The organism is Lysinibacillus sp. BNK-21, from assembly GCF_048684915.1.
GTDB classification, from domain to species: domain Bacteria; phylum Bacillota; class Bacilli; order Bacillales_A; family Planococcaceae; genus Lysinibacillus; species Lysinibacillus capsici.
In genome coordinates, this window is record NZ_JBLQTS010000001.1 from 964,218 (window position 1) to 980,542 (window position 16,325).

Consider the following 16,325-nt stretch of genomic DNA (forward strand, 5'->3'; position numbering starts at 1 on the left):
GCCATTACTTATGTAGAAATCTCTTTATTTGCGGGTGCGATAAAATATGAAACAACTAACAATCTATATGATTTTATTTAGCTGTGTATTTTTTTGGGCCAGTAACTTCATTATTGGCTCTATTTTAATTGAACATTGGGATCCTTTAACGGTTGCCATTTTTAGATTGATTGTCATTGTTCTCTTTTTAGGAGGGATTAGTTGGAAAGCAATCTACCGAACAACATTTACAAGAAATGATTTATTGTTATTGATCCTTGCAGGAATACTGGGCGTTTCCATTAATCACTATAGCTTTTATGCTAGTCTCCAGCACACTTCTCCTATCACTGCTGCTTTAATATTAGCCTGTGCACCGATTGTCACATCTCTGCTGAATAAAATGATCTATCATGAATCACGTAACAGCATATTTTGGCTAGGTGCAATACTATCATTTGTTGGTGTTGGCCTCATCATTACAAAAGGGGCACTTATCACCATTTCAATCGGTAAGGGTGAGGGGCTGAGCTTAATTACAATGCTAAGCTTTGCTTTGTTCCTCATTATTGTCAATCATCTTAGTCTAAAAATGTCAGCCCAGTCGATTACGTTCTATACAAATTTAATAGGTTTACTGGTGCTTGTGCCGTTTTCATTTACTATTTTGCCGCAGACGAATTGGCAAGTTGCAGTACCCTACTGGTTTTTGCTCATCTTATCAGCGATTATTATTCATGGGGTAAGCAATTTAATGTGGAATCAAAAAATGAAGGAGGTCGGCTCAACAAATGCGTCGTTGTTGTTAAACTTTGAGCCAGCTATAGCCATGCTATTGAGTGCTGTATTTTTAAAACAATTCCCTACAAGTGTTCAAATATATGGCTCTTTATTAATTTTAGTAGGAATTTTGTTGTGTATTTATTATAAAGAAATTAAAATTTTGCTCTTGCTAAAAAGAAAAATAAATTAAAAAAAGCACTTTTCTGTACAGTATGTTAGAAATGATTTCTGGCATGCTGTTTTTTTGTAGATTGTATGTATTGTTTTTGTGCAAAAATAATATTACTTCAAAAAAATCTCCTTTTAGAATATTTCCATCATGTAGAAGCAATTGATACTGAGTTAATAGAATTTTATCTCTTATTCTTTGTAGAGAAAATATATATTTGGATAATAAAAATCTTTAGGTATTGAAAGCATTTTATAAAATATGCATTCACTGTATTGTGAAAAAATTATTTTTTTATTAATTTAAGTAAACATAAATCAGTTTATAAAAAATGCTAGGTATTTATAAATATAAAAATTTTGTCTATTACATTTATAAAATGCTCTTTTGTTCTATAAATTTCTACATACTATTGATTTGGTGTGCTTCTTTTTATGAGAGATACTCATAATGATTCTGCTGGTAAAATAAGACGTATACATTTAGCGAATGTGAAAATATGCACAATTTTAATTATATTAATATAATTAATTGGTGTTTAAAGAATAGAGTAGAAAAGTAATATTAGCTAAATGGTGTTATGTTTTTTGTAAGAAATACGTAGTTATACTTAGAGACTGTAAGGTTTTTGAGACAGAATATATTAATGGAAAAGAGAAAAACTTTTTGGAGAAATAATATTTTTTAGAAAAACATCTTGCATTTGAATAATTCTAAGTGGTAAATTGTTTTACATGGACGTTCATAGAATTTTCACAGGTAGCAAAAGAGGGGAGAAATGAGAATTTATGAATAAAAATAGATGGTTAATTGCATTATCTGCAATCGCTATTCACCTTTCAATCGGTGGAGCCTATGCATACAGTGTATACAAGCTACCGATTGTCACAGAAATGGGATGGAGTGAAACAAAGGTAACGATTGCCTTTACCATTATGATGGGATTAGCTGGTTTCTCAGCTGCATTATTTGGTAGTTTAGTAGAAAAAATGGGACCACGTAAATCGGCGATGGTAGCAGCTGTCTTATTTGGAGCAGGACAAGCTGGTGCTGGTGTAGCCATTTCAATGGATTCTGTTGTTATGTATTGGTTAACATATGGTGTTCTTAGTGGATTAGGAATGGGGATTGGCTATATTGCACCTGTATCAACACTTGTAAAATGGTTCCCAGACCGTCGTGGTCTAGCAACAGGTATGGCCGTACTTGGTTTTGGATCGGGTGCACTTATTACAGCACCAGTCGCAGCCAACTTAATGGAGGCAGTTGGCATTTCTACAACATACTTTATTCTAGGGGCAAGTTACTTCACGTTAATGATTTTAGGGGCTTCATATATAGCACCACCTAAGCCAGGTTATATGCCTGCTAATATGAAAGCAGCTGCCAATAATGGTAAGGACGTAGTTAAGAAAGATTTAGCTGTTATGTCAGCACGAGAAGCTGTTAAAACAAAGCACTTCTGGATGCTTTGGTCCATGCATTTAGTTAATGTAACAGCAGGGATTATGATGATTTCTGTTGCTTCACCAATGGCACAGGAAATTGTCGGTCTATCAGTAGCAGGTGCTGCCGCAATGGTAGGAATTATGGGGTTATTTAATGGTGGTGGTCGTTTAATCTGGGCCGCTGTGTCTGATTATATCGGTCGTTCTAACGTTTTCGTTATTTTCTTTACTGCACAGCTAATCACATTTATCGTTTTACCACATACAACTAACGTAATTATTTTCCAAGCACTTATCTTCTTAGTTGTTAGTTGCTATGGTGGTGGGTTCTCAAATCTACCTGCATTTGCAAGTGATTTATTTGGCACAAAGCAACTTGGTGTGATTCATGGTTATTTATTAACAACGTGGTCATTGGGTGGAGTTTTTGGACCATTGTTAGTAAGTGCAATCAAAAATGCGTATGGAAGCTACATTCCTGTATTCTATGTATTCGCAGGTTTAATCGCAGCTTCGTTGATTATTTCCTTAACGTTACGTGCAGATGTACGTAAGCAAACAGCTTTAAAAGCAGCGCAAAATGTTGGAGATGTATCTGCTACACAATAATATGAACTTTCAATTACTATATAGGTGTCATTTCGTGGATGGCACTTATATAGTTATTTTTTTGAAGTGCTTGTTATATAACAATTGTAATTTCTTTGTTTAATGTATAACAGCGCATGTCTGAAGTCAATAACATTACTGGAAATAAAGTGATTTCGTAATTAAAAGAGAAATTTTGTAACGAAATGCACGATGAGGAACAAACTATTAAAAATTGAATCTTTTCTCAAAGAACAACGTATATAAAGTAATTAGGGAGGGATCAATCATGGGGAAATTTTCTTTAGATGAATTTGTTCATAAAACACAGCAGGACGATAATGAGAATGATTATTTTGAATTGGAAACTGAACGTGTATTAGAGGTTAATCTAAACGGTGAAGTGTGGTCAAAAATGGGCGCTATGATTTCTTATACAGGTGATATTAAATTTGAACGTGAGCGCGTCTTGGAGCATGGTTTTGGAAAAATGTTTAAAAAGGCTTTAACGGGTGAAGGTACGCAATTGATGAAAGCTAGCGGAAAGGGCAGACTCTACTTAGCGGATCAAGGAAAGAAAGTAACTGTTTTTGATTTGAAAAACGACAGTATTTGTGTCAATGGCAATGATTTACTTGCCTTTGAGCCTAGCATCGAATGGGATATACGTTTGATGCGTAAAATGGCTGGCATCATGTCAGGTGGTTTATTTAATGTAACCCTTCAAGGAACAGGGAAGGTTGCGATTACAACTCATTTTGAACCACTGACATTATTAGTGAAACCAGGTGAAACAGTATATACTGACCCGCATGCTACTGTCGCATGGTCAGGCAACTTAACACCTGAATTTAAAACAGATATTAGCTTCCGTACATTTATCGGCCGAGGCAGTGGAGAATCCATCCAGATGGCGTTTTCTGGTGAGGGCTTTGTCATTATCCAACCATTTGAAGAAGTTTATATGTCTAGTGAAAGCTAAAAAAGCGTGTCCGTTGTTCCACGGACACGCTTTTTCTCCTATTATAATGCCGCATGCATTCCTGCAATACGTCCCGTTACGAGGGCTGAAGTGATGTTATAGCCGCCTGTATAGCCATGAATATCAAGAATTTCTCCACAAAAGAACAGTCCTTCTTTTTTCTTTGAGGCCATTGTTTTTGGCTCGATTTCTTTTACAGATACACCGCCACCTGTTACAAACGCCTTATCAAGTGACTGTGTGCCACTCACTGTTAACGTGAAGTTTACTAGTAAACGTGCTAGTTGACGAATTTTCTCTTGGGATAATTCAGCGCCCGTCAATTGAACATCAATATGTGCTCGCTCACATAAGAACAAGAGCCATCGTTCAGGTGCTATGCCTTTCCAAACATTTTTCACAGCCTTTTTCGGATCTTCTTTTATTAATTTATTTAAATATTGTAGACATGTTTCTTCATTATAATGTACCAGTGTTTGAATACGCATTGTCACGGGCTCATAGCCTGTTTTCATTAATTCTTTCACAACGAATTGACTACAACGCAAAATAGCAGGACCACTTAAACCAAAATGGGTAAAGAGCATATCCATTTGATGGGTGACGAGTGTCTTGCCTTTTTTATTTAGCACGGAGACAGCAACATCACGCAATGCTAGTCCTTGTAGTTCACGTGCTTGAATAAAATCTTCTTTTGAAATAACAGGGACTTCTGTTGGGAATAAGGTAGTGATTGTATGACCCGCACGTTCAGCCCAAGGATAGCCATCACCTGTTGAGCCTGTTTGTGGAACCGCCTTGCCCCCAACGGCTACAACGACTGCTTGACTACGGACTTCGGTGCCATCAGCAAGACGTACACCCAAAATTTTATCTTCATCCATTAGAAGCTTACTGACAGCTGTGTGTAAACGAACTTCAATATGAAGACGCTGTAGCTGTCTAATCAGCGCATCAACGACATCTTGTGCGCGATTGGATACAGGGAACATTCTACCGTGGTCCTCTTCCTTTAGGGCGACACCAAGCCCTTCAAAAAATGCAATTATATCTTCATTATTATAAACGGTAAATGGACTATAGAGAAAACGGCCATTACCGGGTATATGTTTCACAATTTCTTCAACAGGCAAACGATTTGTAACATTACAGCGTCCTCCGCCAGAAATGGCCAATTTCTTGCCTAGTTTTGTGCCTTTTTCTAACAATAACACCTTCTTTTTGCGCTCTCCAGCAGCAATCGCCGCCATTAAACCAGATGGGCCACCACCAATCACGATTACATCATACATAGTTAGAAACTCACTTTCTGTTCAAATTAGGAATCTTTCCTATTATACATGAAGTCTATATAGAGAGGGACTTTCTTTGACATTGAAAATAATAGAAAAGTGTTTTATAATTCTTTATCTCTTCTTTTGGGATGAAGAGCTTATACAGTAGAATGAAACACAATATTCTTTGTTATACAATTGGATGAATGAAAGTTTTCCTTTATTAGCATTGTCAGCATGAAATGAATGTCTTTTCGTGCTATTATGGTAAAGGTTATGCACTAAATTATGAGGTGAAAAATAGAATGTGCGGATTTATAGGTTATATTAATGGAACAAATGTGATTGATCATCATCAGACGATAGAAAATATGATGAATACAATTATTCACCGCGGACCGGATAGCGGCGGTATTCATAGTGACGATAAAGTAACGTTAGGTTTCCGTCGATTAAGTATTATTGACTTATCAGACGTAGCGAATCAACCATTATATAGTGAAGACGGCAATATCGTGCTTGTATTTAATGGAGAGATTTTTAACTTCCAAGAGCTGCGTGCAGATTTAATTGAAAAAGGTCATACGTTTAAAACGCAATCAGATAGTGAAGTTATTATTTATGGCTATGTAGAATATGGCGTAGATTTTGTGAAGAAACTGCGTGGGATGTTTGCCTTCTGTATTTGGGATAAAAAGAATGATTTACAGTTCATTGCGCGCGATGGCTTTGGAATCAAACCATTGTATTACTCTGAGCATACAACAGACGGTACGTTTATTTTTGGCTCTGAGATTAAATCATTTTTACCACACCCATCATTTATTAAAGAGTTAAATAAACAGGCACTTCGCCCCTATTTAACATTCCAGTATTCATCTATGGATGAAACATTCTTTAAAGGTGTCTTTAAATTACCACCAGCTCACTATATGCTGATTCAAAATGGACAAAAGCAAATCGTGCAATATTGGGATAAAAAATTCCATGCAAAAGAAGCACCAATCGAAAAATATATTGAAGAAATTCGTTCAACTGTTAAAGAATCTGTAGAGGCTCATCAAATCAGTGATGTAAAAGTTGGTTCATTCTTATCGGGTGGTATTGACTCTAGTTATATTACGTCTTTATTACGCCCAGATAAATCCTTCTCAGTCGGTTTTGCGGACTATGAAGATATGTTCAATGAGACAAATCTTGCAAAAGATTTATCAGATACGTTGAATATTCAAAATGAACGTAGATACATTACCGCAGATGAGTGCTTTGAAGCGCTACCTAAAATTCAATGGCATATGGATGAACCACAATCCAATCCATCTTCAGTGCCACTTTACTTCCTTTCGGAGCTTGCTTCAAAAGATGTAACGGTTGTCTTATCAGGTGAAGGTGCTGATGAAATTTTTGGTGGGTATGCTTGGTATCAAAACTCAGGAAGAATGCAAAAATACGAAAAATTACCATTAGGTCTTCGTAAAACATTACGTGGAATGGCAGAAGCCCTACCGAAAAATCAATACACGAATTTCCTTATTAAAGGTGCTCAAACAGTAGAAGAGCGTTTTATTGGGGAAGCGGTAGTTTGGGATGAAGTGGATGCTATTAATGTTTTAAAGCCAGCTTATAAAAATGCGCCATCTGTAAAATCGATTACAAAACGTATTTATGATGAAGTACCTGGCGATGATGATGTGACAAAAATGCAGTATCTAGATCTAAATCTTTGGATGCCTGGTGATATTTTATTAAAGGCAGATAAAATGAGTATGGCACACTCAATTGAATTACGTGTACCATTTTTAGATAAAGAAGTAATGGAGTTAGCGAAAAATATTCCTTCAAGATACCGTGTGAATGATATCGATACAAAATATGTTCTACGTCAAGCTGCGCATCAGGAATTGCCAGAAGAATGGGCAAAGCGTCCGAAGCTTGGATTCCCAGTGCCAATTCGTCACTGGTTACGTGAAGAAAAGTATTACAGTATGGTAAAAGAAATGTTTACAACTGACTTTGCAAATGAATTTTTTGATACAAAACAATTAGTTGGCTATCTAGATGAGCACTACGAAGGGAAAGCAAATCGCGGTCGTTATATTTGGACAGTTTATGTATTCCTAGTATGGTACAAAAAGTTCTTTGTGGACATGGTATAAGAAATACCTAATCGGTGGGGATGTTCAATTCCTCACCGATTATTTTAAGGCCTTTTTTCATCAAGTTTCTTTATGAATGAACTTTTTGGTGTTTTTATGCGTCTCATTTCCTATAAATATGTTAAGATTACAGTTGGTTTACTTTATTGCTTTTAGAGTGACAGCGCTTGCATATCGTTTGTTTTAAAACGAAAAAGTTTTATAAGTATGCTTTGAAGTGTTACGATAATAATATTGATTTTACAATGAATGGATGGGTATGATGTCCAATTTAATGAAAGGTACTGCGATATTAACAATGGGGATGTTTTTATCGAAGGTACTCGGATTAATTTATATTTTTCCGTTTTATGCAATTGTTGGCGAGAAGAACATTGCGCTTTACCAATATGCATATATTCCCTATTCAATTATGCTGGCAATCGCCATTTCAGGTGCGCCAATAGCCGTCTCTAAATTTGTATCCAAATATAACGCAATGGGAGATTATCAATCGGGTCGCAAGCTGATGAAATCTGGCATTCTTATTATGATGATGACTGGCTTTGCAGCATTTATTGCCCTCTTTCTACTTGCTACGCCAATTGCAGGGCTAGTTATTAAGAGTGAGGAACAGGTCTTTACAGTTGAACAAATTGCTTCAGTAATACGATGGGTTAGTTTTGCCTTAATCGTAGTGCCATTTATGAGTCTATGGCGGGGCTTCTTCCAAGGCTACGACAAAATGGAGCCTACTGCCGTTTCACAATTGGTGGAACAAATTGTGCGAATTGTTGTGTTACTTGGTGGATCTTTCCTAGTGGTGATTGTGTTTAAAGGAAAACCAGAGACAGCCATCTCCTTTGCTGTGTTTGCTGCATTTATCGGAGCAATCGGTGGATTAGGTGTTCTTTATTACTACTGGAAAAAATATCAGCCTGAATTTAATCTACTACGTAGCCAAAGTGTGACTTCCACACAGCTACCAATGTCCAATATTTATAAAGAAGTGATTACCTATTCCATCCCAATGGTGTTTGTAGGGGTGGCGAATCCATTGTTCCAATTAGTCGACATGCTTACGTTTAATGGAGCAATGACGTCCATTGGTTTAGCAGAAGTAACAGATACTTATTTATCAATGATTAACTTTATGACACATAAAGTTGTTATCATCCCTGTTATGCTAGCGACTGGATTTTCGATGGCGCTTGTACCAACAATTACAAAGTATTTTACACAGGGGGAGTATTTAGCGCTCCGCCATGCAATGGATAAGACCTATCAAATTTTAATCTTTATTACATTGCCAGCTGTGGTTGGTATTTCTTTATTAGCCAATGAAATTTATTTTATGCTTTATTCAGAAAGCGAAATGGGGGCAACCATTTTAGCGCATTATGCACCTGTCGCGATTTTATTCGCGTTATTTCAAGTCACAGCAGCCTTACTTCAAGGAATTGATTTTCAAAAGTGGATTGTTTTCAGCTTATTATCTGGAATTTTCGTAAAGCTAGCATTAAATATTCCTTTAATTCGCTGGTTAGAGGCTGATGGTGCTATAGTAGCTACAGCTATTGGCTACAGTGTTTCGATTATCATTAATATGCTTGTTTTACGAAAAACGTTGAATTATCGATCAGAAATGGTTGTGCGTCGTGTCATGCTAATTGCTTTATTGACAATGGCGATGGCCATTAGCGTGCTGATTGTGCATAAATTATTGGAATTACTAATGGGACCAGTTGATAGTAAATTCTCAGCATTACTATTCTCAATTATTTGTGCGGGTGTTGGTGCGGCTGTTTATGGCTTTTTATCATTACGCCTAGGTTTAGCCCAAAAGCTATTAGGTGAACGATTAACCCGTATTATGAGTAAACTGGGATTGAAATAGGAGTGGAACGATGCGTTTAGATAAATTACTAGCAAATATGGGGTACGGCTCTCGTAAGGAAGTGAAGCAGCTATTAAAGCAAAAAGCTGTCACAGTAGACGGTGATTATGTCAAGGATGCAGCTTTACACGTAGACCCAGAAAAGCAAATTGTATCAGTGTTTGGAGAGCGCGTTGTTTATACAGAATTTGTTTATTTTATAATGAATAAACCGCCTGGTGTTATTTCTGCCACTGAAGATTTAAGAGATGAAACAGTCATTGATTTATTAGAGCCATTACACCAGCATTTTCAACCGTTTCCTGTTGGTCGATTAGATAAAGACACAGAAGGGTTGCTCTTATTAACAAACGATGGTCAATTAGCTCATAATTTATTGTCTCCCAAAAAGCATGTGCCAAAAGTTTATTACGCACAGATTGAAGGCGTTGTGACAGAAGAAGATGCCGAGAAATTTGCAAATGGTGTTGAGCTAGATGATGGCTATGTTACAAAACCTGGAAAGCTTGTGATCTTAAAGTCTGCACAGCAATCTGAAATAGAGCTAACGATTCAAGAAGGCAAGTTTCATCAGGTAAAGCGAATGTTTGAGGCTGTAGGAAAACGTGTAACATATTTAAAGCGTATTTCCATGGGAAGCCTGAAATTAGATGAAAATCTAGCGTTAGGTGAATATCGTGAGCTCACTGCTGAAGAGCTAAACGGTCTACAAAACAATCATTAAACATATTATTCCTCGATGCCTCACATAGCATCGGGGATTTTTATATACAGTAATATGACTGTAACTGTATAATATGAAATGAGTTATTGTGATATAGTCATAGAATGTATCATATTTTGAAATATTCCCCAAAAGACGATGGTATAAAATAAGTAGAGGACAATTAAATGAAGAACCTGCGTATTAAATTATTACTATCTCTAATAGCATTTGCAGTCATACTTGTTGCTGTTATTTCATATGTGAACCGACAAATACTGGTAACAGAGATAGAAAAGCAAGTGAGCATGAATAAAATATTAATTGAAAATCATATTTTGACAGATATGCAAACTGTCGATGATGCCCATTTTTATTTTGATAATAATATTTCAGACAAAATGGAACAGGAGCTTAGACAGCTAAAAAACTATTACCATGAAAACCCTAATGTAGCTACTTGGGATTTGCAGCAAATGAAAAAGAAACATGGTATGGATATTTACATAGTGGATCAATCAAATACAGTAGTTTACACAACTTTTGCCAAAGATATTGGCTTGAATTTCTCGCTTTGCTGTCAACGTTTTTCTGCTTTATTAGATGAACGGCGCGCTAGTGGCGAATTTTTTACAGATGGACTCGATATTTCAACATCAACAGGTGAATATCGGAAATTTGGCTATCTGGCAACACATGATAAGAAATATTTGCTCGAGTTAGGTATAGACCTACTAAATGATCCTGTCTTCCAAACCTTTAATTTTGAGAAAACTGCACAGTACTTAATAGGTAAGTATATTGATTTAGTGGATGTGCAAGCTATTAATGCAGGTGGCGTTTTCTTTAATGATTCAAGATCAAAGAGAATCACTGTACAGGAGCAATCTAAGAAATTTCAAGAATACTTCGAGCTAGCAAAGAAAACAATGGAGCCAGTTGAGTATGAAAAGGCTTTAGACAATGGGTATATAGAAACACATCGTTTTCTGCCCTATGAAGCAGAGACAGTGAGAGGGGAGTCATCCAAAAGAATTGTCTATGTGAAATTTATCAATTTCACTAAAATGGAAGCTCTCCAAAAAAATACGAAACAATTTTGGATTCTACTGTCTATTGCCCTACTAACATCCTTTATTATGCTGTTAGTTATTAATAAAATTTTATCTAAAACAATACACCTAGCTACCTTCGATCCGTTAACTGGTGTCTTTAACCGTGCTACATATATTAGGAAAATTGATAATTTATTAAGAAAAAGAAAATTGAATGTGCCAGGTTTATTGTTAATTGATTTAGATAACTTTAAACAAGTAAACGATCAATTTGGTCATGTAGAAGGAGATCATATCCTCATTGAAACAGCGAAAATTTTAAAGCATGTTGTGAAACAAAGTGGCTTTGTTGTACGCTTCGGTGGGGATGAATTTGCCATTGTTTTATACGATACAACAGAGGAACAGATGCAGCACATAGCAGAGGACATTTTGACTCAAATAAGGTCAGTTAGATATGATGGCCAAGCTAGCGAGAAATGGTCTGTGTTGTCTGTGAGCATGGGCGGAGCCATTTATAATCATGCTGAGGATACAGAAATGAGCTTATTTGAACGGGCCGATAAAGCGCTTTATCAATCCAAAAATGCTGGTAAGGATCAATATTCTAGTTTTGCAGAGGTCGCTGCTGACGAGGATTATATTAGTTAAAAAACGCCCCATTCTATCGATAGCATAATTAGCTATTTTGATAGCAATGGGGCGTTTATTAATGAGCAGCTATTTTTGTTCTATAAAAGATACAACTACATAATACAAGAACAGCGATGACTGGAAACATAGCGTTCATATAATGAGTCAAGAGCCAACCGCCTATTATTGGGCCAATAAAGCCACCTAAATTTTTAAATTGTGCAGCACCTAAATAGGTTGCCTTTTGAGTATCTGGCGCAATTTCATCAATCATAACATTCATTGTAGGGAAGGCAAAGATTTCACCTATGGTAAAAATAATCATGGCAATGATATAGAGCGTATAATTATTGGAGAATCCAAACATACATAATCCAATAGCAAAGAACAGTACACCTACTAATAATGTTGCTGTAGATGAAAAGCGCTCTGATACTATACTAATAGGTAATTGTAGTAATAACACAACTGCTGCATTGAGAGAGATTAATAACGAATAAAGTTTCGCACCTTCATCAATTTTTAATTCGATAATTTGTGGTAGCGTTGAGTCAAATTGCGAGTAACCAATATTGATTAAAATGGCACCCAATATAAAGCTAAGCAGCACACGATTTGTCAAAAGAATTGTGAATGTACTGAGTATTTTTGTTTGTGTAACCGCTTTGGGTTGCTGCATTTGATAGCGATTTAACACAAAAAATAAAAAGACTGCGTAAATAATATACATCATCCCTGTCAGCATAAAAGGGATACTTGGACTGGAGAGCTGTGAGATATACACGCCAATAATTGGACCAATAACCGCTGCAATATTAATGGCTGTATAACGTAAGGAAAATAGTCTTTTTCGTTTATCGGCAGGTGTAAAATCAATCATCAATGCCTGTGTGGAAGGTTCAAAAAATGATCGACAAAGTCCATTCAAAGCATTGAATAGGATAAAAAGCCAAACAGCATGAACCGTTGCAAAGCCAAAGAACACAAGACTCCAAACGATAATTGTTAATAGAATAACGCTTTTTCTACCAAAGCGATCTGTTAAATAACCCCCGAAAAATCCACCTACTGTGGAAATGAGCGGCGCGATGCCAATTGTCAATCCAATTTGTAAGGGAGAGGCTTGAATTTCATTATGTAAATAAATTGCTAAAAAAGGCATTGCCATAAAGCTTGCAATACGTGTAAAAATTGTTCCACCTAAAATAATCCAAACTAATGGATGAAACAACTTTGACAAAGTCATATAAAATCCTCCTCTCAACATTTAGAATGTTTCGAGTTTAACGGATTGTTAAGCAACTGTAAATAGTTAAAATAATCTTGAAAGAGCACAGAGCAGATAATGGCGCGCAAATTTATGTTGCTATGCTAAGATGTGAGGCTCAGATTGAAGGGTAAAGGAGCAATGTAAATAATCGTTTTATATAGATGAATGGAAGTAAGATAAAAATCATTGCTTTGCATAGATAGATGACTGAAAAAGTGATGAAAATAATTACTTTACACAGAAAGCAAGCTGGAGAAGTCAGTAAGCAAAGTGGGAAAAAATCTAAAAATCTTCTAACGACAAAAAAGAATGACCCCGACGAAAGGTCATTCTTTTTCCATACACAATGCTTTACGTACAAAACGTAAAACTAAGACGTTAATTTTACTTTTTTCTTCGTCGTTGTCCATCTGCCTCGACTTGGACTCGTCACCAAATCGTTAAAGGCTAACACGTTCAAATCTCTTTGAACGGTGCGAGGAGTGATACTAAACTCTTCGACTAAATCCTGTGTAGACACGGTTCCTTTGTCTAAAATAAACATGTACACGTCTTTAATACGATTAAGCATTCGATCAGTAGTTGGTTTCATTAAATGAACCACTCCTTCATCTTAATTCTCTTGGCAAAGACTAGCGGACGACAATATGTGCGGAGTGCACTTAGGCTAATAAGTAGCTGCCTTAGACATCCCCTTTTCTAATTTTATAGTCAGAACAATTATTCTGATAACTTTATTATATAGAAAAACTACTTAATTTTCTAGTGAATGCAAGAGAAATTTACAATTAATATATAAAATTTATACTGTATTTTGTGGGAATACGTGAAAAACGTGCTATATATGGTAGTGACAGTAGAAGTTACTGAAAATAGTTGTCAGAAAGCTGATTGTCATATATGTTGTAAGGTGTAGAATAATGTTAATACTTTGAAGGAGGTACATGGTATGGATTGGTTACAAGCTGCAAAAGAAAGGCAAGACGAATTAATACAAGAGTTACAGGAGCTTGTGCAAATAAATAGTGTGCTCGATGAGGATACAATAACTACTGAAGTACCTTTTGGAGATGGTCCACTTCAAGCGCTTGAATGGTTACTAGCAAAAGGTCAAAGTGAAGGCCTGCTCACGAAAAATGTTAATAATTATGCTGGACATATTGAAATGGGAACTGGTGAAGATTTACTTGGTATTTTATGTCATGTTGATGTTGTCCCAATTGGAGAAGAAGCAGATTGGACTTACCCTCCTTTCAGCGGCACAGTAGCTGATGGTAAATTATTTGCACGTGGTGCGATTGACGATAAAGGGCCTACGATTGCGGCATGGATGGCCATGAAACTTGTGAAAGATGCAGGTATTCCGTTAGAAAAAAGAGTACGAATGATTATTGGTACAGACGAAGAAACAGGATTCCGCTGTGTCGACCACTATTTTAAACAGGAGGAAATGCCGACAATTGGTTTTGCACCAGATGCGGATTTCCCGCTCATCAATGCAGAAAAAGGCATTGCAGAGCTTGTGTTCTCTCAAAATAAAGTGGGTGATGCAACGAAAGAACAACTACTACTATTTAATGCAGGAAAGCGCCCAAATATGGTACCTGATTTTGCAAAAGCAATAATTCAGCACGTAACAGCATCATTCGAACAGAATTTTCAAACATTTTTAAGTAAAAATCAGCTAGAAGGCTCTTTATTAATGGAGGAGTCTCGCTATATAATAACTATCAAAGGTAAAGCAGCCCATGCAATGGAACCAGATAAAGGTATCAATGCAGCTGTTTATCTTGCAGCATTTTTACAACAAGAGTTGACGACAGAAGCAAGTAAACAATTTGTCGACTTTATTGCAGATGTTTTTTATCAGGATCATTATGGTAGTCAGCTCGATCTGCAGTTTGAGGATACAATGTCAGGACAAACAACATTAAATCCAGGGATCGTAAGCTATGATGTCCATAAAGGCGGCAGTTTAGTAATTAGTATGCGCTATTCAGTTTCCTATCCATTCGATGAAAAAATAACAGCAGCACAACGCTTAACGGTAGAAAAAGGGTTTTCTCTAGACATACAAGACGACTCCAAGCCACATTATGTCAGCGAAGATGATCCATTCATCCAGACATTAGCAGCTATCTATAGACGTCAAACGGGAGATACAGAAACACCTTTATTATCAACTGGTGGTGGGACGTATGCACGTGTGATGAAAAAAGGCGTGGCATTTGGCATGCTCTTCCCAGGGGAGCCAGATGTAGCGCATCGAGCGGATGAGTTTGTTGTCGTTGAAAACCTTGTAAAAGCAGCGGCAATTTATGCTGAAGCAATTGTTGAACTTGCAGGAAAAAAATAACTCAAAGACGAAAAGGATGAACAAAACATGGCATATTCATTATGGAATGATCAAATTGTTGAAGAAGGATCCATTGCAGTATCACCAGAAGATAGAGGCTATCAATTTGGTGACGGTATTTATGAAGTAATCAAAGTTTATAACGGAAATATGTTTACAGCACAAGAGCATATTGATCGTTTCTATGCAAGCGCCGAAAAAATTCGTCTTGTTATTCCTTATACAAAAGACGTTTTACACAAATTATTACATGAGCTGATTGAAAAAAATAATCTTGATACAGGGCATGTTTATTTCCAAATTACACGTGGTGCCAATTCACGTAATCACGTTTTCCCAGATGCAAGTGTTCCAGCTGTATTAACGGGTAATGTGAAAGCTGGTGAACGTGCATATGAAAACTTTGAAAAAGGGGTTAAGGCTACGTTTGTAGAGGATATTCGTTGGTTGCGCTGTGATATCAAATCTTTAAACTTACTTGGTGCAGTATTAGCAAAACAAGAGGCAGCTGAAAAGGGCTGCTACGAAGCAATTTTACATCGCGGGGATATCGTAACAGAATGTTCATCAGCAAATGTTTATGGGATTAAAGACGGTAAGCTTTATACACACCCAGCAAATAACTTCATTTTAAACGGTATTACTCGTCAAGTCATTTTAAAATGTGCAGAAGAGATTAGTTTACCTGTAGTTGAAGAACCAATGACAAAAGCTGATTTATTAACAATGGATGAAATTATTGTATCCTCTGTATCTTCAGAAGTTACTCCTGTTATTGATGTGGATGGAAACCAAATCGGTACTGGTGTGCCAGGTGAATGGACGCGTAAATTGCAACAAGCTTTTGAGGCGAAATTACCACTTTCTTTGAATACAAAATAAAAGAACCGTTTAAGAGAACTATCGATAAGGGTAGTTCTCTTTTTTATGGATGTAATGTTTGGTATCGTCATGTAAAATAAAAAGGATAGTAATGAATAATTTTACAGATTGAAATTTGTAGAATAATTGTCGATGTATTGAATACAATGCCTCTTTTCTACCAAAGCAATC

The 16,325-nt window shown here is 36.4% G+C and carries 12 protein-coding genes; 9 read left to right on the forward strand and 3 right to left on the reverse strand.

Features of this window, described 5'->3' with window-relative positions; translation table 11 throughout:
• Positions 1-46: 46 nt before the first annotated feature.
• The 3 genes from ACMGGO_RS04910 to ACMGGO_RS04920 all read left to right on the forward strand — a co-directional run bounded on the left by ACMGGO_RS04910 (position 47) and on the right by ACMGGO_RS04920 (position 3,949).
• Positions 47-952: a DMT family transporter gene (locus tag ACMGGO_RS04910; protein ID WP_420281635.1), complete on the forward strand. Its 906-nt coding sequence runs from the start codon at positions 47-49 to the stop codon at positions 950-952.
• Between the two features lie 767 nt (positions 953-1,719).
• Positions 1,720-2,988 (forward strand): OFA family MFS transporter, encoded by a 1,269-nt coding sequence (locus ACMGGO_RS04915; protein ID WP_004226054.1) that lies wholly within the window; start codon positions 1,720-1,722, stop codon positions 2,986-2,988.
• A gap of 268 nt (positions 2,989-3,256) precedes the next feature.
• Positions 3,257-3,949, forward strand: coding sequence for an AIM24 family protein (locus ACMGGO_RS04920; protein ID WP_054549925.1), 693 nt, complete (start codon positions 3,257-3,259; stop codon positions 3,947-3,949).
• A gap of 41 nt (positions 3,950-3,990) precedes the next feature.
• Here ACMGGO_RS04920 and ACMGGO_RS04925 read toward each other — a convergent pair whose 3' ends face one another.
• Positions 3,991-5,241, reverse strand: a complete 1,251-nt coding sequence (locus tag ACMGGO_RS04925; RefSeq protein WP_048393473.1) for an NAD(P)/FAD-dependent oxidoreductase — start codon at positions 5,239-5,241, stop codon at positions 3,991-3,993.
• Positions 5,242-5,528: 287 nt separating this feature from the next.
• Between ACMGGO_RS04925 and asnB the strand changes: the two genes are divergently transcribed.
• The 4 genes from asnB to ACMGGO_RS04945 all read left to right on the forward strand — a co-directional run bounded on the left by asnB (position 5,529) and on the right by ACMGGO_RS04945 (position 11,664).
• Complete coding sequence (asnB, locus tag ACMGGO_RS04930; protein WP_048393475.1) at positions 5,529-7,379, forward strand: asparagine synthase (glutamine-hydrolyzing); 1,851 nt, start codon at positions 5,529-5,531, stop codon at positions 7,377-7,379.
• Between the two features lie 262 nt (positions 7,380-7,641).
• On the forward strand, positions 7,642-9,255 hold the full coding sequence (locus tag ACMGGO_RS04935) for a putative polysaccharide biosynthesis protein (RefSeq protein WP_081011001.1): 1,614 nt from the start codon (positions 7,642-7,644) through the stop codon (positions 9,253-9,255).
• A 10-nt stretch (positions 9,256-9,265) separates the two neighbouring features.
• Entirely contained in the window at positions 9,266-9,979 is a 714-nt protein-coding gene (locus ACMGGO_RS04940; protein ID WP_048393477.1) for a pseudouridine synthase, read from the forward strand.
• A gap of 167 nt (positions 9,980-10,146) precedes the next feature.
• Entirely contained in the window at positions 10,147-11,664 is a 1,518-nt protein-coding gene (locus ACMGGO_RS04945) for a GGDEF domain-containing protein (protein ID WP_048393479.1), read from the forward strand.
• A 58-nt stretch (positions 11,665-11,722) separates the two neighbouring features.
• Here the strand turns inward: ACMGGO_RS04945 and ACMGGO_RS04950 are convergent, their stop codons facing one another.
• Positions 11,723-12,892, reverse strand: coding sequence for an MDR family MFS transporter (locus ACMGGO_RS04950; RefSeq protein ID WP_004226066.1), 1,170 nt, complete (start codon positions 12,890-12,892; stop codon positions 11,723-11,725).
• Between the two features lie 394 nt (positions 12,893-13,286).
• The gene (locus ACMGGO_RS04955; RefSeq protein WP_004226074.1) at positions 13,287-13,508 is read right to left on the reverse strand and encodes a DeoR family transcriptional regulator; all 222 of its coding nucleotides are present in this window, start codon (positions 13,506-13,508) and stop codon (positions 13,287-13,289) included.
• Positions 13,509-13,865: 357 nt separating this feature from the next.
• On the opposite strand from ACMGGO_RS04955, the gene pepV reads away from it, so the two are divergent.
• The gene (pepV, locus tag ACMGGO_RS04960) at positions 13,866-15,272 is read left to right on the forward strand and encodes a dipeptidase PepV (protein ID WP_115674511.1); all 1,407 of its coding nucleotides are present in this window, start codon (positions 13,866-13,868) and stop codon (positions 15,270-15,272) included.
• A 27-nt stretch (positions 15,273-15,299) separates the two neighbouring features.
• Positions 15,300-16,154 (forward strand): D-amino-acid transaminase, encoded by an 855-nt coding sequence (gene dat, locus ACMGGO_RS04965; RefSeq protein ID WP_048393484.1) that lies wholly within the window; start codon positions 15,300-15,302, stop codon positions 16,152-16,154.
• The last annotated feature ends 171 nt before the right edge of the window (positions 16,155-16,325 follow it).